The organism is Pseudomonas sp. 22515, from assembly GCF_052044625.1.
Classification (GTDB): domain Bacteria; phylum Pseudomonadota; class Gammaproteobacteria; order Pseudomonadales; family Pseudomonadaceae; genus Aquipseudomonas; species Aquipseudomonas alloputida.
The window spans coordinates 166,036-184,351 of record NZ_JBQENN010000004.1; the positions used below are offsets into that span (position 1 = coordinate 166,036).

The 18,316-nt window shown below is 61.4% G+C and carries 18 protein-coding genes; 8 read left to right on the top strand and 10 right to left on the bottom strand.

Annotated features, from left to right (window positions below; translation table 11 throughout):
* The 7 genes from ACTJJN_RS06390 to ACTJJN_RS06420 all read right to left on the bottom strand — a co-directional run bounded on the left by ACTJJN_RS06390 (nt 1) and on the right by ACTJJN_RS06420 (nt 6,372).
* The gene (locus tag ACTJJN_RS06390; RefSeq protein WP_012052743.1) at nt 1-1,470 is read right to left on the bottom strand and encodes an AMP-binding protein; all 1,470 of its coding nucleotides are present in this window, start codon (nt 1,468-1,470) and stop codon (nt 1-3) included.
* Nucleotides 1,460-2,140, bottom strand: coding sequence for a thermostable hemolysin (locus ACTJJN_RS06395; RefSeq protein WP_012052744.1), 681 nt, complete (start codon nt 2,138-2,140; stop codon nt 1,460-1,462). The genes ACTJJN_RS06390 and ACTJJN_RS06395 overlap by 11 nt, the downstream gene beginning before the upstream one ends.
* 116 nt (nt 2,141-2,256) lie before the next feature.
* Entirely contained in the window at nt 2,257-3,054 is a 798-nt protein-coding gene (xth, locus tag ACTJJN_RS06400) for an exodeoxyribonuclease III (protein WP_003254040.1), read from the bottom strand.
* Nucleotides 3,051-3,293 (bottom strand): hypothetical protein, encoded by a 243-nt coding sequence (locus tag ACTJJN_RS06405; RefSeq protein WP_012052746.1) that lies wholly within the window; start codon nt 3,291-3,293, stop codon nt 3,051-3,053. Before ACTJJN_RS06405 ends, xth begins: the two co-directional genes overlap by 4 nt.
* A gap of 65 nt (nt 3,294-3,358) precedes the next feature.
* A complete protein-coding gene (locus ACTJJN_RS06410; protein ID WP_014756338.1) occupies nt 3,359-3,616 on the bottom strand; it encodes a hypothetical protein in 258 nt (85 codons plus the stop codon).
* A gap of 268 nt (nt 3,617-3,884) precedes the next feature.
* Nucleotides 3,885-5,069, bottom strand: coding sequence for a M20 aminoacylase family protein (locus ACTJJN_RS06415; RefSeq protein WP_014756337.1), 1,185 nt, complete (start codon nt 5,067-5,069; stop codon nt 3,885-3,887).
* 1 nt (nt 5,070) lies between these two features.
* Nucleotides 5,071-6,372 carry an MFS transporter gene (locus ACTJJN_RS06420; protein WP_017147693.1) on the bottom strand — a complete coding sequence of 434 codons (1,302 nt, stop codon included), beginning with the start codon at nt 6,370-6,372 and terminating at the stop codon, nt 5,071-5,073.
* A 373-nt stretch (nt 6,373-6,745) separates the two neighbouring features.
* Here ACTJJN_RS06420 and ACTJJN_RS06425 point away from each other — a divergent pair, with 373 nt between their 5' ends.
* Complete coding sequence (locus tag ACTJJN_RS06425) at nt 6,746-7,876, top strand: porin (RefSeq protein WP_014756335.1); 1,131 nt, start codon at nt 6,746-6,748, stop codon at nt 7,874-7,876.
* On the opposite strand, the gene ACTJJN_RS06430 is transcribed toward ACTJJN_RS06425, so the two are convergent.
* Together ACTJJN_RS06430 and ACTJJN_RS06435 are read right to left on the bottom strand one after the other, a co-directional pair.
* Entirely contained in the window at nt 7,853-8,791 is a 939-nt protein-coding gene (locus ACTJJN_RS06430) for a LysR family transcriptional regulator (protein ID WP_004576494.1), read from the bottom strand. The two genes, ACTJJN_RS06425 and ACTJJN_RS06430, sit on opposite strands and share 24 nt — an antisense overlap.
* A gap of 86 nt (nt 8,792-8,877) precedes the next feature.
* Nucleotides 8,878-9,378, bottom strand: coding sequence for a peroxiredoxin (locus ACTJJN_RS06435; protein WP_012052751.1), 501 nt, complete (start codon nt 9,376-9,378; stop codon nt 8,878-8,880).
* Between the two features lie 231 nt (nt 9,379-9,609).
* On the opposite strand from ACTJJN_RS06435, the gene ACTJJN_RS06440 reads away from it, so the two are divergent.
* From ACTJJN_RS06440 to ACTJJN_RS06455, 4 genes are all read left to right on the top strand, one after another.
* A complete protein-coding gene (locus tag ACTJJN_RS06440; RefSeq protein WP_017147694.1) occupies nt 9,610-10,593 on the top strand; it encodes a DUF1852 domain-containing protein in 984 nt (327 codons plus the stop codon).
* A gap of 26 nt (nt 10,594-10,619) precedes the next feature.
* On the top strand, nt 10,620-11,654 hold the full coding sequence (locus tag ACTJJN_RS06445; protein WP_440781132.1) for a methionine synthase: 1,035 nt from the start codon (nt 10,620-10,622) through the stop codon (nt 11,652-11,654).
* Nucleotides 11,655-11,679: 25 nt separating this feature from the next.
* Complete coding sequence (locus ACTJJN_RS06450) at nt 11,680-12,189, top strand: flavin reductase family protein (RefSeq protein WP_004576490.1); 510 nt, start codon at nt 11,680-11,682, stop codon at nt 12,187-12,189.
* Nucleotides 12,190-12,287: 98 nt separating this feature from the next.
* A complete protein-coding gene (locus ACTJJN_RS06455) occupies nt 12,288-13,217 on the top strand; it encodes a LysR family transcriptional regulator (RefSeq protein ID WP_012052754.1) in 930 nt (309 codons plus the stop codon).
* A gap of 65 nt (nt 13,218-13,282) precedes the next feature.
* Here ACTJJN_RS06455 and ACTJJN_RS06460 read toward each other — a convergent pair whose 3' ends face one another.
* The gene (locus ACTJJN_RS06460; protein WP_012052755.1) at nt 13,283-14,170 is read right to left on the bottom strand and encodes a LysR substrate-binding domain-containing protein; all 888 of its coding nucleotides are present in this window, start codon (nt 14,168-14,170) and stop codon (nt 13,283-13,285) included.
* A 95-nt stretch (nt 14,171-14,265) separates the two neighbouring features.
* Between ACTJJN_RS06460 and ACTJJN_RS06465 the strand changes: the two genes are divergently transcribed.
* Genes ACTJJN_RS06465 through ACTJJN_RS06475 form a run of 3 tightly spaced genes read left to right on the top strand, consistent with a single transcriptional unit; the run spans nt 14,266 to nt 18,314 of the window.
* On the top strand, nt 14,266-15,708 hold the full coding sequence (locus ACTJJN_RS06465) for an aldehyde dehydrogenase family protein (RefSeq protein WP_014756330.1): 1,443 nt from the start codon (nt 14,266-14,268) through the stop codon (nt 15,706-15,708).
* A 13-nt stretch (nt 15,709-15,721) separates the two neighbouring features.
* Nucleotides 15,722-16,708: a dipeptidase gene (locus ACTJJN_RS06470; protein ID WP_014756329.1), complete on the top strand. Its 987-nt coding sequence runs from the start codon at nt 15,722-15,724 to the stop codon at nt 16,706-16,708.
* Between the two features lie 55 nt (nt 16,709-16,763).
* Nucleotides 16,764-18,314 (top strand): BCCT family transporter, encoded by a 1,551-nt coding sequence (locus tag ACTJJN_RS06475; protein ID WP_012052758.1) that lies wholly within the window; start codon nt 16,764-16,766, stop codon nt 18,312-18,314.
* Nucleotides 18,315-18,316: the final 2 nt, after the last annotated feature.

Genomic DNA, 18,316 nt, shown 5'->3' on the forward strand with positions numbered 1-18,316 from the left:
TCACAACGAGATGTCGGACAATAGGGTGTGGTAACGCTGCAAGATCGCCTCACGTCGCGGGCGGCCATTGGCAGTCAGGGTTTCGTCAAGCGTGCTCAGAGGCACTGGCAAGCGGCGCCAGGCGTGCACCCTGGCGTAATCGGGCAATCGCGCGTTGCATTGCTGTACGGCCTGTTCGATGGCCTCGTCGCTGATGCCGGGATCCAGCGGCCAGAGCAAGGCAAGGTTGCGTGGCAAGGCCTCGCCATGCACGAAAGCCTGGGCGATCACGCCACTTTGGCTCAGCTCGGCTTCTACCCACTCCGGGTTGACATTGCGCCCGAAGCTGGTGATGAACTGATGCTTCTTGCGGCCATCCAGGTAGAGGTAGCCCTCCTCATCGAGGTGCCCTACATCGCCTGTTGCCCACCACTGCCCGGTTACCGGCGGCTCTCCCAGGTAGCCCAGCAATATCGAGCCGGCCACCAAAACTTCGCCATCGTCGGCAATGCGCACCTGCACATGCGGCAATGGCTTGCCGACGCTCCCAGGGCGCACAGCCCCTGTGCGGTTGAGCGCCACTACCGAGGCGCACTCAGACAAGCCGTAACCTTCGAACACTGGCAAACCGACCGCCTCGGCCCGCGCGAGCAGGCTTGGCGATACCCGAGCGCCGCCTACCGCCACCAAACGCAGAGGGCCGACCCGCATCAGCCCGCGTTCGATCGCTGTCACCAACCCCATCAGCAGTTGCGGCACAAGGATCAGGCTCTGCGCACCACTGAGGGCGATTGCGCCCAGCAGGCGCTTGAAATCGACCTGGCTCGCGCCTCCCATCCCCAACTGCTGCTGCGGATAGAGCTGGACACAAGCGCCAGCCATGAGCGCGGCGTAGACGCCCAGGTTTTCCAGCAGAACACCCAGTGGCAGTACCGCCAGGTATCGCTGCGGCTCGGTTGGGCGGCTGGCGGCCTCCAGCTCATGCGCCACACGCAGCAGGGTTTCAGCACTCAGGCACACGCCTTTGGGCGTGCCGGTGCTACCGGAGGTGTAAGTGATCTTGGCAGTGCCCTCAGGCAGCGCCGGGGCGATAAAACTGTCACGCAGCCAGACGCCAGCGGGTGCCTGCAGGTCAAAGCCAAGCGCCATGAGCTGTTCGGCCCACTGCGCCTCGCACACGACCGCCGTGACCCCGCTTTGCTGCAAGCAGTGCTGGAACTGGGTCGCGCTGAAAAACGAAGGCACTGTCACGCTGGCGCGTTCGGCGAACAGCGCCGCCAAATCCCAGAATAGCGCCTCGGGCCCGTTATCCAGCACCACGGCGAAGGTTCCCGGTGGTTGGCTACGCAGGCAGCCCGCACGATATTCGACTTCGTCGAGCAGTTGCCGGTAGGTGTAACGCTGCGCATCGCCCTGGACGGCCACGGCGTCAGGATGTTCCAGCGCGTGCTGGCGCAACAGTGCCTGAAAGGCAGACAGGTCATGCCGCATGGCCGGTCTCCAGGGCTAACATGGGAAACCCAAGCCGCTCGAACATGCCCGCCTGCTTCAGGGCATCGAAGCCAAAGCCTATGTTGCCGGCGAATACCTGGGGTCGCTGGTCGTAGTAGGTCCCCCACTGGTCGAGTTGGCCCTGCAAGCGCGCAGGATCCGCTGAGGCGAGAACAGTGGGCACCAGCCCCAGTCGCCGGAAACTGTTGAACAGTGTCGCGGCGCCCGTGAATGCGACCCACTCCAAACCGCGCATCGCCAGCAACCACGTCACGGCGATGATCATTATTCGAGCGCTGCCGGCGCTGAGTGAGGCCAAGTTGCCTACTTCTACCATGCAGTTGCGATCCGGTGAGGCACCGGTTACCCGTGAAACAGCGGATTCCAGAGGCTCGTCCAGGTACCGCTCGAGAAAGAGCGGCCCCTCGCTGGCCGGTCGCATGCCCGCCGCCGCAATCAGGCGACCGTGGCTACCCTGCAAGGCAAGCAGTTCCGGCAGGTAATGCTGCACATCCGCCTGGTGCACGCAGGCAAAGCGCTCGTGTATGAAGTGCTCCAGCTCGCCTCGCCCATGATCGCCGCTGAGGTGAAGAGAAAGATGCGCCTGATGATCGGCATGGCTACCGATGGGTAACGGAAGCAAACTGTGCCATTGATGAGTCTGAGTCATGTAATTTCCCCGCCTGGGTGCGACGGAGGGAATTATCGGGGCCGAATCTGAATGCAATCTGAAGTCGGCTACTGTCGGAGCGCGTCAGCCCGGTGCTCGTTCATGTGCTGAATTGACTATGACCGGGCACGACGCGTGCCCAGCTCGATCCAGACGGGTGCATGGTCGCTGGCCTTGGCCTCGTTACGCACCCACGCATCGACACCCGCCCGCTTCAGATAAGGCGCAAGCTCGAGGTTGAGCAACAGATGATCGATCCGCAACCCGGCATTGCGGGCCCAGTGGTTACGGAAATAGTCCCAGAAGGTGTAGACACGCTCGTCCGGGTACAAATGGCGTATGGCATCGAGCCAGCCCTGATCAAGCAGTCGTTGGTAACACGCTCGTGACTCAGGCTGCAGCAGTGCATCCTTCAGCCAGGAACGCGGGTTATAGATGTCCATGTCGGTGGGCACGACATTGAAATCCCCTGCCAGCAGCGTGGGGTGGCCACTTCCATAGAGGCTGCGCGCATGCTGGATCAGGCATTCGAACCAGTGCAGCTTGTAATCGAACTTGGGCCCGGGCTGCGGGTTGCCGTTCGGCAGGTAGAGGCAAGCGACCAACACCCCGTGTGCCGCAGCTTCCAGATAGCGGCTCTGGCTGTCCTCTTCCAGGCCGGGCAAGCCGCGGCGAACCTCAAGCGGATCGCTGCCCCGCACCAGAATGGCCACGCCGTTCCATGACGGTTGCCCATGATGAAGGCTGCCATAGCCTGCTGCCTCCAGCTCCGCGCGAGGGAACTGCTGATCGGCCGCCTTCAGCTCCTGCAGGCAGGCAATGTCGGGCTGCTCCCGCTCCAGCCAGGCCAGCAGCGCCGGCAAACGGCTGCGGATGCCATTGATGTTGAAGGTGGCAATCTTCAGCGCTTTCATGCGTCCGGGTCGCTCACATGGGCCTGCACGGCATCTTCCAGCGCGCGGATATGCGCCTCATCGGCCAGCGCCTTGAGCGCCAACCAGTCGTCCCAGTCGATGGCGCCATCGTCGCGCAGGGCCTCGGCTGTGCGAAGCAGTTCATGGTGGTAGGCATCCGGTGACGCGCGCCGGTAACTGATGTCGTCGTACTGGGCGTACCAGGCTTCAAGCTCGGGAATGCTGCGTTCGATGCTCATGAAAGCGTCCTCGCTGTACCCTTTGCTTGTCAGAACCCAGGCACAGCGCGACGTTCAATCAGGCATCACTGAAAGTAATGGGGATACCGTGCCATGTCGCTCTCCAGCTTGTCCGCATCCGCGGCCCTCTTGCGCACTTCGGCATAAAAAAGCTGGCACTGGTTCTGAAACCTGGTGAAATCGCGGTTGGCTGTTTCAATGGCACTGCTCAGGTCGCACCCTTCAAGGCCCTCAATAAGTCGCTGTGAGGAGGTATACGCCTGCCAGCAGGCTTCAACCTGCTGCAGCCCCTTTGCAAGGTTCTCGGTGTCGATAGTCGCCATTGCAGCACCCTCTTTGGACCGAGCCTGGTCCGTCGGTGTGAATCGCCAGAGCGACGATAACGGGATGAAGCCTGTCACGACGCGCTTCGGCTGGAAGCGTAGACTATTTCGACGCAGATGCCCCAGGGTCAAAAGGCAGTCCAGCCTGCAGCCGTGGGCTTGCCCGCGAACACCGGCGAAGCCGGTGCCCTGCACCGCAGGGCATTCTCCACGGCAAAGGCGGCACTTGCCGGAGCTGTGCAAGCCCCGGCAAGCCCCGACAAAGGGGTCAACGCAGATAGTCCTGAACCCACTTCACCCAACAATCAGCGCCAATTTTCACCAACGCATCATTGAAATCGTAGTGGGGGTTATGCACCGAGCACCCATGGAACTCGCCCGTGCCATTGCCCAGCATGAAGTAACAGCCAGGCCGCGCCTGTAACATGTAGGCAAAGTCTTCGGTGCCCATGACCTTCTTCGGCATCTTGTCCAGCAGCGCGCCGTCGGCGAACAACGGCCTCAGGCTGTCACGCAGCAACGCGCTTTCGTGATCGCTGTTGCACAAGGCGGGCGCCAGTTGGGTGAATTGCACATCAATCTCCACGCCATAGCTTTCTGCGTGCCCCTTGGCCAGGGCGTCAATGCGGCTGTTGATCTTCTGCTGGGTCTGGGCCGTGTCGGTGCGCACGCTCAGCAACATGCAGGCCTCGTCAGGGATGATGTTGTAGACGGTGCCGGCCTGGATCATCCCGATGCTGATCACGGCGTAGTCCTCGACGCTCAGGTTGCGCGACTTGATGGTCTGGATGCCACTGATCAGGCTGTTCAACGCCATCACCGGGTCTACCGACAGCTCCGGCATCGCACCGTGCCCGCCTTTACCAGTAATCCGAATGCTGACGCGTTCGGAAGACGCCATGGTGGGCCCCGCCTGCACCACGCACGTGCCCACCGGCAGGCCGGGCATGTTATGCAGCGCATACACCGAGTCGCACGGAAAACGCTCGAACAGGCCGTCGTCGATCATCGCCTTGGCCCCCGCCAGGCCTTCCTCGTCGGGCTGGAATATCATGTTCAACGTCCCGTTGAACTGGCGTGAAGCCGCCAGTTGCGCAGCGGCTGCCAGCAGGATCGCGGTATGCCCGTCATGGCCACAGGCATGCATGCGGCCGGGGATCTTGCTGGCATGCGCAAACGCATTTTTTTCGCCCATGGGCAGTGCGTCCATGTCTGCACGCAAACCGATGCTGCGCGGGCTGTCCCCCACTTTCAGCACGCCGACCACACCATGCCCGCCCACATTGCGATGCACTTCATAGCCCAACGCTTGCAGCTTGTCGGCTACCAGGGCCGCGGTATCGGGGGTGTCGCCGCCAATTTCCGGCGCAGCGTGGATCTGCCGGCGCAGCATGACGAACTCATCCAGCTCGGCAGCTGAGCTCGGTGTTTGATTGCTCTGCAAAATACCCATATCACTCGCATCCTTTGTTTTCGGGGAAGTACCTGAGGCAGGCCAGGCTGACGATGCCGCCGGCCAGCAGGAAGTAAGCTGGCGCCAACGGCGTGCCCAGCGCTGCAATCAGCCAGGTGGCCACCAATGGCGAGAAACCACCGAACAGGGTCACCCCCAGGCTGTAACTGACCGAGGTACCGAACGAGCGCCTGGCCTTCGGAAAGCCCTCCATGATCAGCGCGAAGAACGCACCGGCACCGATACAGGTCGGCAAGATCAGGATCGCCACGCCCATCATGGCCAGGCCCATGTGCTGCACGTGCCCAAGCAGATAGAACACGGGCAGGGTCAACACCACCGGCGCGGCGACCGTCCACACCAGCAGGCGTTTTCTGAGCTGATACTTGTCGGCGAATTTGCCGGCCAACGGGCAGATGACGGCCATGCAACCGCTACTGATGCAGGCAATCGCCATCGCGCTGCCGGGTGGATAATGCAAGGCGGTGGTCAGGTAGGTCGGCATGTAGAACACGAACAGGTACATGCCAATGGTCGAGCTGGCCATCAGGCCGATGCCTTGGGCGATGCGTTTGAGCAGTTCGGCATCCAGCCCCTGCTCTGCCTTCTGCGCCGGTGCGGCCTCATGGGTCTCCGGCAACCGCGTGCGTATGTACCAACCGACCGGCCCGATCAGCAGGCCAAAAATGAACGGTATGCGCCATCCCCAGCTTTCCAGCGCGGAAGGGTCGAGCAACTGGCTGAGGGCCAGGCCAAAGCCGGCCCCCACCAAGGCGGCATAGCCTTGGCTGGCGGCCTGCCAGCTGACGCTCTGGCAGCGATTGCCGACTGCACTGGATTCCATCAGGAACACCGACGCGGTACCGACCTCCCCGCCTGCCGACATGCCCTGGATAAGCCGGCCGGTCACCAGCAGCAAAGTGGCGAAAATCCCGATCTGTGAATACGTGGGCGCAAAGGCAATCATTGCGGTGCCCAGGGTCATCAGCCCGATGGTCAGGCTCAAAGCGGCCTTGCGTCCATGCCGGTCAGCATAGCGGCCGATGACCATCGCCCCGACCGGGCGCATCAGGAAACCGACGCCAAAGGTGGCCAGCGACATCAACAACGAGGCCATGGCCGAGTCAGAGGGGAAGAAGTGCTTGCCGATCAGTACAGCGAAGAAGCTGTAGATCGTGAAGTCGTACATTTCCAGCGCATTGCCCAACGAGCAGGCGACCAAGGTTTTACGGGAGGACGATACCTGCGCGGCTGAATGCGCACCTTTTTGCAGGCTCGGCGATGTGGGTAGCGGTCTGATCATTGTTGTCTCCGTTGGCAAATCGCGGCGTGCAGCGAATATCAGCCAATCGGGCACCCAATACACTTGCAGTTTCGGCATAGGGATAACCAATGATTAATTAGCCGGCGCGATCGTTGGCCAAATTGCCCTGCGCTGGCGCACAGTCCGCCCTCGCTCCGCGCGCGGCCCCAATAACGCCCACAGATCAGCAGCCGTAGCGCAGCGTTGACGCGGGTACCAAGCCTGTCTAACGCGGATGCGCTCGCCAATCCACACGCCGCGCCAGCCCCTGATTAACCAAACGGCATGACCTGACCGAATAAGCAATCACGCTGCAACGTTCTGTTCACCGACGCTAAAGCCACCCCATCACCGTGCTGGCCTGGAGTCGTGAATGAACACTCGCATTACATCGTTGCTGTTGATGATCCAAGGGGCTTGCCTTGCTGCGCAGGCACAGGCAGAGGGTTTTCCGACGCTCGCGCGGATTGCGCCGGGTTTTGGTTATTACGGGCTGGATTACGGCTTCGATGACACGCTCAAGGTGTACGGCACCGTGGATGCATTCGCCAGCTATCACGACTCACAGCACCACTCGGGTTTCAGGCTGGCCGGTGGCGGCGCCTGGACCAACAAGCTCGGGCTGTACGCACGCAAGGCGCTTGACCCCGATACCGTCGTGGAGCTTGACGTCGAGGAGGGTTTCAACCTCAATGGCGAGGCCCTGGAGGGCACCTGGGACACCGTCGGTACCCTGCGCCTGGCGACAGTCGCCCTGCGCTCGCGCACCCTGGGCAAGCTCGAGTTCGGCAAGACCTACGGCATGGCCACGCCCACCTACGCCGACCCGTTCCTGGCCACCTATGGCTCGCCCTACACCTACCTGGCCCTGCCTGCCGCCGGCAAGGGCGCCTTTTACCTTGACCTGCGCCCCAAGCACACCCTGGCCTACACCAGCCCGACCTTCAGCGGCTTCAGCCTCGGTACCGCGCTGAGCTTCGGCTTCGACGATGCCGCCAGCGCTGGGCGCACCGTGCGTGGCGGTGGCGCCCGGCTGCAGTACCGCAACAGCCGGGTGATATTGCTGACCTCCTACAACCGTTACTACAGCGACCCATGGGACGACGGCGGCGTTTCACGCCAGACCGCCAACGATTTCAAGAGCCTGTCGGCGTTCTACGATTTCGGCCCGCTGGCCACCAGCCTCACCTGGCAGCGTCAGGATGTGGACCAGGCCGGCACGCCCAGCACCACGCTGTACACTTTCGGCATGATGGCGCCAGTGGGCGAACTGGACGTGCTGCGCCTGGCGGTGATGCAACGCCAGGTCAGCGCCCGTGACAAGGACGCGTGGGGTGTGATGATCGGCTATGACCATTTCATCAACCCCCGCTGGGCCCTCTATGGACGCCTCGGCATGATCGCCAACCAGCGCGCCTCGTCGGTCACCTACGCCGGGACCCCGGTGGACCAGACGGGCGATAACCCAAGCAACGTCTCGCTAGGCATGTACTACCACTTCTGACCCCACGGGGCGGGTCTGCTTGAGCACCTGCCCGCGCAAGCTGTGGAACAGCTCCTGGGCAGGCGCCGTGAGGCTGTGGCGGTCAATGCAGACCAGGTTGATGGGGTAATCCGGAATCAACTCCTGCACCGCCATGGCGACGAACTCGCAATCGATACCGTAGGTAGACCCTTGGTCCACCGCCAGCTCGCTGATGGTCATCAACGATTCCGTGTTCTTCAACAGCTTTAGCGCCATCATCACTGAAGTGCATTCAACGGTGTTCTGTGGCACCCGAAGGCCATTGGCTTCGAACAGTTGGTGAAACTGCGAAGCCTGGTCCGACAACTCGTCCAGGCTGATCCAGGGGGCGTATTGCAAGGTGCGCAGTGACTGGCTGAACTTCTGCCGATTCGAGGCGTGGCAAATCACCCTGCCCTTGATACTGCCCAGCGCCTCCCAGTCCAGGCTCAGCCGACTCAGCGGTTGCTGCGAAGTAATGGCAAAGTCCAGGCTGCCATCGCGCAAGCGCTGCAGGATCTGGCTGGGACGCAGGTCGGTGATGGTGATCTTCACCCGCGGGTACTTGCGCCGAAAGGCCAGGATACTTTCATCGACGCCATCGAGCATCGCCGTCAACGACGTAACCCCGATCGACACGGCGCCCAGCGCCGCATCCTGAATGCTCGCCGCTTCGATCTGCAGGCGGCGTATGCTCTCTACCACGAGGTTGGCATGGCGGATGACACGCTTGCCTTCCTCGGTAAGGGCCATGCCTTTGTGCGACCGCTGCAACAGGGTAAACCCCACCTCCCGCTCCAGCTCCTTGATCGAACGGCTCAGCGCGGGCTGAGTAATGTGCATGAGCTTGGAGGCTTCGAGGATGCTGCCTGCGTTATGAATGGCGACCAGCGCCCTGAGTTGGTGAAGTTTCAACCGTTTATACCTTGTTGTTAGCGGCCGGTTCGAAAAGTGTTCTGGCAGCCCTGACAGCCGTTGTCGGCAAGGCCTGAAAGGTATGGCTAGCGCAACACAGCCAGCAGGCTGGCCGCATCACTGACCTCGAACTTGCCGGGGCTTTCAACCGCGATGTACTGGACTACCTGGTCATCGACCAACATTGCATACCGCTGCGAGCGCCGCCCCAAACCGCGTGCCGAAAGGTCCTGGGTCAGGCCCAGCGCCTCGCTGAATTCGCCATTGCCATCGCCGATCATCTTGACCGCATCCCCGACCTGCATGCTGTTGCCCCAGGCGTTCATGACAAAGGCATCGTTCACCGAGACGCACAGGATTTCGTCAATGCCAGCCGCGAATAACGCAGGGGCCGCCGCGACATAACCGGGAACATGACGTTCAGAGCACGTCGGCGTGAACGCGCCCGGCAACGCGAATATCAGCACCTTCTTGTGCTTGCAACGCTCGCGAATGGAAAAGGCCATTGGGCCGATCGCGCAGGCGCCTGCGTCGCTGTTGTATTGATAAAGGGTAACGTCGGGCAGTTGATCGCCGGTTTTGATCATCGCTGTCTCCTGGGTGGGGTGAAGGCCAGGCAGCCATGATGCCGCAGTCGTCCAGGCAACGCATCATGAACAGGGCTAAAAAACCTGTGAAATAACTTCAATATCATTCATGCAGCGCCCCGCCTAGGATACGCCTCAATCAAACACATCAAGATTACGGTGTGAACGACTCAGCCTACGCAACTGACCAGCACTGAGTTGCTCACACTCAGGCATCTGGAAGCCGTCACCATGAATAAAGCGCCAACATTCACCGTCAAGCGCATTGCGTTCGACGAACATTATCACCCCGCCGAAAACACCCGCATCACGACCAACTTCGCCAATTTGGCCCGGGGTGCAAACCGCCAGCAAAACCTGCGCAATACCTTGACGATGATCAATAACCGTTTCAATGCGCTGGCGCACTGGGACAACCCCGAACATGATCGCTACCGCGTAGAGCTGGACATCATATCGGTGGAAATGAATATTGAAAATGCGCAGCACGGCCATGCACTGCCGCTGATCGAAATATTGAAAACCCATATTGTCGACCGCCAAAACAATACGCGCCTCGAAGGCATGGTAGGCAACAACTTCTCTTCGTACGTGCGCGATTACGACTTCAGTGTGCTGTTACTGGAGCATAACAAGCATCGGTCGACCTTCAGCACACCCGATCATTTCGGCGAGCTGCATGGCAACCTGTTCAAATGCTTCGTCAACTCGCAAACCTACCGGGAGCATTTCAGCAAACCACCGGTTATCTGCCTGAGCGTATCGAGCAGCAGGACTTACCTGCGCACCGAAAATCAGCACCCTGTGCTAGGGGTTGAGTACCAGCAGGATGAATACTCCCTGACGGATGAATACTTCAAGAAAATGGGCTTGAAGGTGCGCTATTTCATGCCGCCGAACAGCGTCGCCCCGTTGGCGTTTTATTTTGCCGGCGACTTGCTGGCTGACTACACCGACCTTGAACTGATCAGCACCATCAGCACCATGGACACCTTTCAGAAAATCTACCGACCCGAGATCTACAACGCCAATTCTCCCGCAGGCAAGGCCTACCAGCCCAGCCTGCAAAACCAGGATTACTCGCTCACGCGCATTGTCTACGACCGGGAAGAGCGCAGCCGCCTGGCGATCGAGCAGGGCAAATTTGCCGAGGAGCAATTTGTCAAACCCTACCAGGCCACGCTGGCGCGATGGTCCGCTCAATACGCACGTTGAACATTCAAAGCACAAGGTCACTGTTCATGAACACATTGCTACCCACCTCCACGGCCGGCAGCCTGCCTAAACCCGCCTGGCTTGCTCAACCCGAAACACTCTGGTCCCCGTGGAAGTTGCAAGACGCGCAACTGATCGAAGGCAAACAGGATGCCTTGCGCCTGGCCTTGCAAGAACAACAACACGCCGGTATCGACATCGTCAGTGACGGTGAACAAACCCGCCAGCACTTTGTCACCACATTTATCGAGCACCTCAGCGGCGTTGATTTCGAGCAACGGAAAACCGTCAGAATCCGTGATCGCTACGAGGCAAGCGTACCAACGGTTATGGGTGCTGTCGCTCGACAAAAGCCGGTGTTTGTCGAAGATGCCAAGTTCTTGCGCCAGCACACCACACAGCCGATAAAGTGGGCGCTGCCCGGCCCCATGACCATGATCGACACACTGTATGACAACCACTACAAAAGCCGCGAGAAACTGGCCTGGGAGTTCGCCAAGATTCTCAACCAGGAAGCCAGAGAACTGGAAGCCGCGGGCGTGGACATCATTCAGTTCGACGAACCGGCATTCAATGTTCTCTTTGACGATGTGAATGACTGGGGCGTGGCTACCCTGGAAAGGGCCATCGAGGGCCTCAAGTGCGAAACGGCCGTCCATATATGCTATGGCTATGGCATCAAAGCCAACACCGACTGGAAAAAGACCCTCGGTTCAGAATGGCGGCAATACGAACAGGCCTTCCCCAAACTGCAGCAGTCCAGCATCGATATCATTTCGCTGGAATGCCATAACTCGCATGTTCCGATGGACCTGCTCGAGCTGATTCGCGGCAAGAAAGTCATGGTCGGCGCCATCGATGTGGCCACCCATGCCATTGAAACACCCGAACAGGTCGCCGCCACCCTGCGCAAGGCACTGCAATTCGTCGATGCCGACAAGCTCTACCCTTGCACCAACTGCGGCATGGCGCCCCTGCCCCGCCAGGTAGCCAGCGGCAAGCTCAAGGCCTTGAGTGCAGGCGCAGCCATCGTCCGTCAGGAACTCGCTAACGCACGCTGAAATGAATGCAGCCACAGGACCTACCATGTTGCTTTCCGGTACGGCGATCGAGCCGTCGACTTTTCGCCAGGCACTCGGGCACTACGCCTCCGGCATCACGGTGATTACATCGCACCACGAAGGTGAGCCGATCGGCTTCACCTGCCAGTCGTTCTACAGCGTATCGATGAGCCCGCCGCTGGTGTCATTCAGTGTGATGTCCCGTTCGGCCAGCTACCCGAAAATTCGCCAGGCTGGGCGCTTCACGGTCAACATCCTGTCAGGTGAGCAGGTCGGCATTTCCAACCAGTTTGCCCGGCGCGGCGCCAACAAGTGGCAGGGCGTCGAATGGCAAGCATCGCCGTTGGGCAACCCGATCATTGCCGGCAGCCTGCATTGGCTTGATTGCGAAATTCACGCCGAACATGCCGCCGGGGACCACCTGATCGTGATTGGCGAAGTCAAAGCGTTGAACCTGCAGGCCACTGCTGCCACGCAGCCGCTGCTGTATTTCAAGGGGCAGTACTGCAACCTCGCCGCGCCTCACGCGGCTTGAGCCTCACCCCACTCACGGAAAACCCAGCAAAGGAATTGTCAGGATCACGCAGCAGTGAAGAAAACCCGCCATTACTGCGTTGATCCGCCATTTTACTCATGATCGATTTACGCCACCTGCGAACCCTCCACGCGCTGCGTGAAACCGACAGCCTGCACGAGGCCGCCGAGCGCCTGCACCTGACACAATCAGCCCTGTCGCACCAGTTCCGCGATATGGAAGAGCGCATCGGCATGCCACTGTTCGTGCGCAAATCCAGGCCGGTGCGCTTCACCAGCGCCGGGCTGAAGCTGCTGCAGCTGGCCGATCAGGTGCTGCCTCAGATCCGCAATACCGAACGGGACCTGGGCAAGCTGGCCGGGGGCTGCGCCGGACGGTTGCACATCGCCATCGAGTGCCACAGCTGCTACCAGTGGCTGATGCCTTCAGTGGATGAGTTCCGCGGCGCCTGGCCTGAGGTGGAACTGGACCTCGCCTCCGGTTTTTCCTTCGCGCCACTGCCAGCCCTGGAGCGCGGCGACCTGGACCTGGTGGTCACCTCCGACCCGGTGACATTGCCGGGTATCAGCTACGTGCCTCTGTTCAGCTACGAGGCGCTGCTGGCCATCGACAACCACCACGCCCTGCGCCACAAGCCGTACCTGGAGCCCGCCGATATCGCCACCCAGACACTGATCACCTACCCGATCGAACGCTCCCGCCTGGACATCTTCACCCGCTTCCTCGACCCCGCCGACGTCGAGCCCGCACAAGTACGCACTTCAGAACTGACCGTGATGATGATGCAACTGGTTGCGTCCGGGCGCGGCGTCTGCTGCCTGCCCAACTGGGCCGTGCACGAATACAGTTCGCGCGGCTATGTAACCGCCAAGCGCCTTGGCGAACACGGCCTGCAGGCAAACCTCTATGCGGCACTGCGCAGTGACATGCTGGAGGTGCCGTACGTGCGTGATTTTCTGCTGACGGCCAAGGATATTTCGTTCACCACGCTGGCAGGTGTCAGCGTGCCTTCAGGCCCGGTTATATGAAAGCCGGCGCGCGTTTGCGAACCTCAGTGCCGGCCATGGCGCGCCATGCCCCTACCGCCAACGAATCAGCCAGCCTTCGCCAACTGCACTTGCAGAAACGCCATCAGTGCCCCCGCCACAGGTGACAAGCTGCGCCCTTTGCGGGTGAGCATGCCGATGTGCCGTTCTACCTTGGGCTCCACAAGGGGTACGAACGCCAGTTTTTCGTTCTCCTGCGGAAAAGCGAGGTACGGCAAGGTACTGATCCCTACCCCCTCCTCCAGCATGGCGATCAACGAAATCATGTTGGAAATGAACAGCCGGCTATCGGCCAGCAAACCCTCGGCCTCGGTACCCGCCAGTAATTGCGAGGTACCGTTGCGGATCATCGGCACGCCCAGCAACTGCGCCCAATGCAGCTGCCCCCCCGCCTGCGCCAGCGGGTGGTCGCTGCGGCACACCACGCCAACCTGATCATTCACGATGGGGGCGAATTCGAGCTGGTCATCGTCCACCCACAGGCTGCTGATGCCGAAATCCACTTGCCCTTGAGCGAGCAACTGCTGCACACGTTCGGCCGTGCCGTCCTGAATGCTGACCTGAACATTGGGGTGCGCGGCCACAAAGCGGGCCAGCGGCCCTGGCAGCATTCGGCTGGCCACAGAAGGCACGGTGGCGATGCTGACCTGGCCGATTTCATGCCGGGCAAACAGCATGGCTTCACGGGCAATACGGTCATGGTGCTCAATCAAGCCCCGAAACAACGGGAGGCAATGCTCGCCATATGGCGTCAGCTCTACCCGGCCACCGCCCTTTTCGACCAGTGCCTGCCCCAGCTTCTGCTCCAGTTCACGCAGGGCCAGGGATATCGCAGGCTGGGTGCGAAAGGCTTGGCGGGCGGCCGCGTGGAAACTCTTTTGTTCGGCGACCAGTACGAAGTAACGCAACTGCGCGATTTTCAGCTCGGGCAACATGGTTAGCATTCCTTATCAAAGCATTTTTTTTATTAATTTTTATTTGCTGCATATTGCTCGCATGATGAATGCCATGCAAACGGAGGCGTTCATCCATGTCACACAAGACCTACAACAACTACATCGATGGCCAGTGGTGTGAAGGCCACGCCACTTTGGGCAACTACAGCCCCTCGGACACTGGCGACCTGATCGGCCAGTACCATCAGGCCAGCGCCGAACAGGCCCGCCAGGCCATTCAGGCCGCCCGCGCCGCTCAACCCCTGTGGGCCGCCAGTGGACTGGAAAGCCGCCAGCAAGTGCTGATGGCCATCGGCGACGAGCTGATCGCCCGCAAGGAAGAACTCGGCGAACTGCTGTCGCGAGAAGAAGGCAAACCCTTGGCCGAAGGCATCGGCGAGGTCAACCGCAGTGGCCAGTTCTTCCATTACTACGCCGCCGAAGTGCTGCGCCAGATGGGCGAGACTGCCGCCTCGGTGCGCCCAGGGGTGGACATCGAAGTGCATCGCGAACCGGTGGGTGTGGTGGGCATCATTACCCCATGGAACTTCCCCATGGCCACCGCCGCCTGGAAAATCGCCCCGGCCTTGGCCTTCGGCAACGCCGTGGTGTTCAAGCCGGCCAACCTGGTGCCGGCCAGTGCCTGGGCGCTCACTGAGATCATCAGCCGTCAGGGCCTGCCCAGCGGCACCTTCAACCTGGTGATGGGCAGCGGTGCCGACGTCGGCGAGGCCCTGATCGAGTCCGCCGAGATCGATGCCCTGACGTTCACCGGTTCTCTGCAGACGGGCCGACGCGTAGCGGTGGCCACCGCCGGTAACCTGGTGCGCTGCCAGCTGGAAATGGGTAGCAAAAATGCCTTGGTGGTCATGGACGACGCCGACCTCGAACTGGCCGTGGAATGCGCGCTCAACGGGGCCTTCTTTGGCACTGGGCAGAAATGCACTGCGTCATCACGGCTGATCGTCTGCGACGGCATCCACGACCGCTTCGTCGAGGCACTGCGCCTGCGCATGCGCCAGCTCAAGGTCGGCCATGCACTGGAGGCTGGCGTCCAGATCGGCCCGGTCGCTGACGCGCGTCAGCTGGAACAGAACCTGGCCTACCTGCAACTGGCCCAGGCCGAAGGCGCCACCCTGATAGAAGGCGGCGAGCGCCTGCAATTGGCCTGCGATGGCTACTACATGCGCCCGGCCTTGTTCATCAACAGCCGCAACGACATGCGCATCAACCGCGAGGAAGTGTTCGGCCCCATCGCCTGCGTGATCCGCGTGCGCGATTTTGAAGAGGCGCTGGCCACGCTCAATGATACCGAGTACGGCCTCACAGCCGGGATCATCACCCAGTCGCTGCGCCACGCCAGCCACTTCAAGCGCCGCGCCCAGACCGGCTGCGTGATGGTCAATCTGCCCACCGCCGGGACCGACTACCACGTGCCATTCGGGGGCCGCAAAGCCTCGAGTTTCGGCCCCCGGGAACAGGGGCAATACGCTCGCGACTTCTACACCGTGGTCAAGACCACCTACCTGCGGCCCTGAAGGAATACATGCCATGCACGACCTTTTGATGATCGACGGCCTGCAGTACTCCAACTGGAGCCAGGAAATATTCCAGCAGATGCAGGCCGGTGGCCTGAGCGCGGTGCACGCCACCATCGCCTACCACGAAAACGCCCGCGAAACCCTGTCACGCCTGGGCGAGTGGAACCGCCGCTTCGAGACATGGCCCGAGCTGATCCGCCCGGTGCGCACGGCCAGCGACATCCGCCTGGCCCACGAGGAGGGCCGGGTGGGTATCTTCTTCGGCTTCCAGAACTGCTCGCCGATCGAGGACGACATTGCCCTGGTGGAGGTTTTCCGCCAGCTCGGGGTGTTCGTCATGCAGCTGACCTACAACAACCAAAGCCTGCTGGCCAGCGGTTGCTATGAGCGCGAGGACAACGGCATCAGCCGCTTCGGCCGCCAGGTGATCGCCGAAATGAACCGCGTCGGCATGCTCATCGACATGTCTCACAGCGCCGAGCGAAGCACGCTTGAGGCCATCGAACTGTCGAGCCGACCGGTGATCATCTCCCACGCCAACCCTGCCAGCTTCCACGCCGCCAAGCGCAACAAATCCGATGCGGTGCTACGCGGGATTGCAGAGTCCGGCGGGCTACTGGGGTTCAGCACCTACCCGTTCCACCTCAAGGGTGCCTCGGACTGTAGCCTGGAAAGTTTCTGCGACATGGTCGCGCGCACCGCCGACCTGATGGGTGTGCAGCACATCGGCATCGGCACCGACCTGTGCCAGGCGCAACCCTTGTCGGTGCTGGAATGGATGCGCAACGGCCGCTGGAGCAAGGACAAGGACTACGGCGAAGGCTCCAGGGACAACGCCAACTGGCCGGCGCCCTTGCAGTGGTTCCGCGACAGCCGCGACTTCCGCAACATTGCCCAGGGCCTGCGCGCCCGCGGCTTTGCCGAGCACGACGTGGGCAACATCATGGGGCTGAACTGGTTGCGCTTGCTGGAGACCGCCACCACGGCACAGGCCTGAACCCCTTGCACGGACAGCATCAACAATAAAAAGAATCGCAGGTTCCGGAGGTTTCATGAAAAACCCAACCACCTTGCAGGCCGACGGCCAGGCCATGGGCCTGCCTATGGCACGCGATATCGACTGGCCGTTGTTCCTGATCAGCGGCGGATTCCTCGGCGCCTTCCTGCTGGCGGCGCTGATCGACATCGACACCGTGTCGGCGCTGGTCAATACCCTGTTCGCCTGGTCGACAAAGGCCTTTGGCCTCTATTGGCAAGTGCTGATGCTGGCAACCTTCGCCGTCAGCCTGTTCATCGGGTTTTCCAGATGCGGGCGTGTACGCCTGGGCGGGGTCACCCAGCGCCCGGACGTCAGCACCTTCAACTGGATCGCCGTGATCATGTGCGCCCTGCTGGCAGGTGGTGGCGCCTTCTGGGCCGCTGCCGAACCCTTGATGCACTTTGCCAGCCCGCCGCCCTTCTTCGCCGGCCTGCAACCGCACAGCGAAGCGGCGGCCACCGCGGCACTGGCGCAATCGTTCGTGCACTGGGGCTTCCTGGCCTGGGCCGTGCTGGGCAGCCTGCTGGCGATCGTGCTGATGCACCTGCATTACGATAAAGGCCTTCCGCTGGCGCCGCGCACCCTGCTTTACCCCCTGTTCGGCCAGCGAGCGCTCAAGGGCCCGATCGGCACCTTGGCCGACGCTGCCTCAATCATCGCGGTAGTGGCCGGCACCATCGGTCCGATCGGTTTCCTTGGCCTGCAGATCAGCAGCGCCATGCACGCTGTGTGGGGGCTGCCCAACACTATCGTCACCCAGTCGCTGACCATTGTCCTGGTGACCGCGATGTACACCGTCTCGTGCCTGGTGGGCCTCAAAGGCATCCGCTTTGTCAGCGAGATCAACGTCTGGTTGATGATCGGCCTGGCCCTGTTCATGGTGGTATTCGGACCGACGCTGTTCATCCTCGGCGGTTTCCCGGCGGCCTTTGCCCTGCACGTGGAGCACTTCATCCCCCTGACGATGTTCCGCGCCGACCCCAAATGGCTGGACTGGTGGACGGTGTTCTACTGGGGCTGGTTCATCGGCTACGCGCCCATGGTGGCCCTGTATGTCGCGCGGATCTCGCGGGGCCGCACCATCCGCGAGATCATCATGACGCTGTCGATCATCGCACCGCTGGTGACCATGTTCTGGTTCACTGTGGTGGGCGGTACCGGGATCGGCCTGGAGCTGCAAACACCAGGCATCGTCACCGCCCATGGCGCCAAGCCTGAAGACCTGTTGCTGGGAGTGACGCAGAACCTGCCACTGGGTGGCCTTGTCAGCGCGCTGTTCCTGTTCTTGAGTTTCATCTCGGTGGCCACCAATGGCGACGCTATGGCCTTCACCGTGGCGCTGGCGATGTCCAGCAACGATAAACCGAAGAAGTGGTTGCGCGGTTTCTGGGCAATCGGCATGGGCCTGGCGGCGGTGGTACTGATCACCATTGGCGCAGGCGGGGTGACGGCCCTGCAATCCTTCATTGTCATCACCGCGGTGCCGGTGTCGCTGGTGATCCTGCCAGCGCTGTGGGATGCCGTGCGCATCGCTCGACACATGGCCCGTGAACAAGGCGTCTGAAC

Excerpts from the sequence above, each read along its gene's own strand:
- ACTJJN_RS06390 (WP_012052743.1), bottom strand. The coding sequence starts at position 1,470 with ATGCGGCATGACCTGTCTGCCTTTCAGGCACTGTTGCGCCAGCACGCG.
- xth (WP_003254040.1), bottom strand. The coding sequence starts at position 3,054 with ATGAAAGCGCTGAAGATTGCCACCTTCAACATCAATGGCATCCGCAGC.
- ACTJJN_RS06470 (WP_014756329.1), top strand. The coding sequence starts at position 15,722 with ATGCACGACCTTTTGATGATCGACGGCCTGCAGTACTCCAACTGGAGC.
- ACTJJN_RS06395 (WP_012052744.1), bottom strand. The coding sequence starts at position 2,140 with ATGACTCAGACTCATCAATGGCACAGTTTGCTTCCGTTACCCATCGGT.
- ACTJJN_RS06450 (WP_004576490.1), top strand. The coding sequence starts at position 11,680 with ATGTTGCTTTCCGGTACGGCGATCGAGCCGTCGACTTTTCGCCAGGCA.
- ACTJJN_RS06440 (WP_017147694.1), top strand. The coding sequence starts at position 9,610 with ATGAATAAAGCGCCAACATTCACCGTCAAGCGCATTGCGTTCGACGAA.
- ACTJJN_RS06455 (WP_012052754.1), top strand. The coding sequence starts at position 12,288 with ATGATCGATTTACGCCACCTGCGAACCCTCCACGCGCTGCGTGAAACC.
- ACTJJN_RS06460 (WP_012052755.1), bottom strand. The coding sequence starts at position 14,170 with ATGTTGCCCGAGCTGAAAATCGCGCAGTTGCGTTACTTCGTACTGGTC.
- ACTJJN_RS06415 (WP_014756337.1), bottom strand. The coding sequence starts at position 5,069 with ATGGGTATTTTGCAGAGCAATCAAACACCGAGCTCAGCTGCCGAGCTG.
- ACTJJN_RS06435 (WP_012052751.1), bottom strand. The coding sequence starts at position 9,378 with ATGATCAAAACCGGCGATCAACTGCCCGACGTTACCCTTTATCAATAC.
- ACTJJN_RS06475 (WP_012052758.1), top strand. The coding sequence starts at position 16,764 with ATGAAAAACCCAACCACCTTGCAGGCCGACGGCCAGGCCATGGGCCTG.
- ACTJJN_RS06420 (WP_017147693.1), bottom strand. The coding sequence starts at position 6,372 with ATGATCAGACCGCTACCCACATCGCCGAGCCTGCAAAAAGGTGCGCAT.
- ACTJJN_RS06425 (WP_014756335.1), top strand. The coding sequence starts at position 6,746 with ATGAACACTCGCATTACATCGTTGCTGTTGATGATCCAAGGGGCTTGC.
- ACTJJN_RS06445 (WP_440781132.1), top strand. The coding sequence starts at position 10,620 with ATGAACACATTGCTACCCACCTCCACGGCCGGCAGCCTGCCTAAACCC.
- ACTJJN_RS06465 (WP_014756330.1), top strand. The coding sequence starts at position 14,266 with ATGTCACACAAGACCTACAACAACTACATCGATGGCCAGTGGTGTGAA.
- ACTJJN_RS06405 (WP_012052746.1), bottom strand. The coding sequence starts at position 3,293 with ATGAGCATCGAACGCAGCATTCCCGAGCTTGAAGCCTGGTACGCCCAG.
- ACTJJN_RS06410 (WP_014756338.1), bottom strand. The coding sequence starts at position 3,616 with ATGGCGACTATCGACACCGAGAACCTTGCAAAGGGGCTGCAGCAGGTT.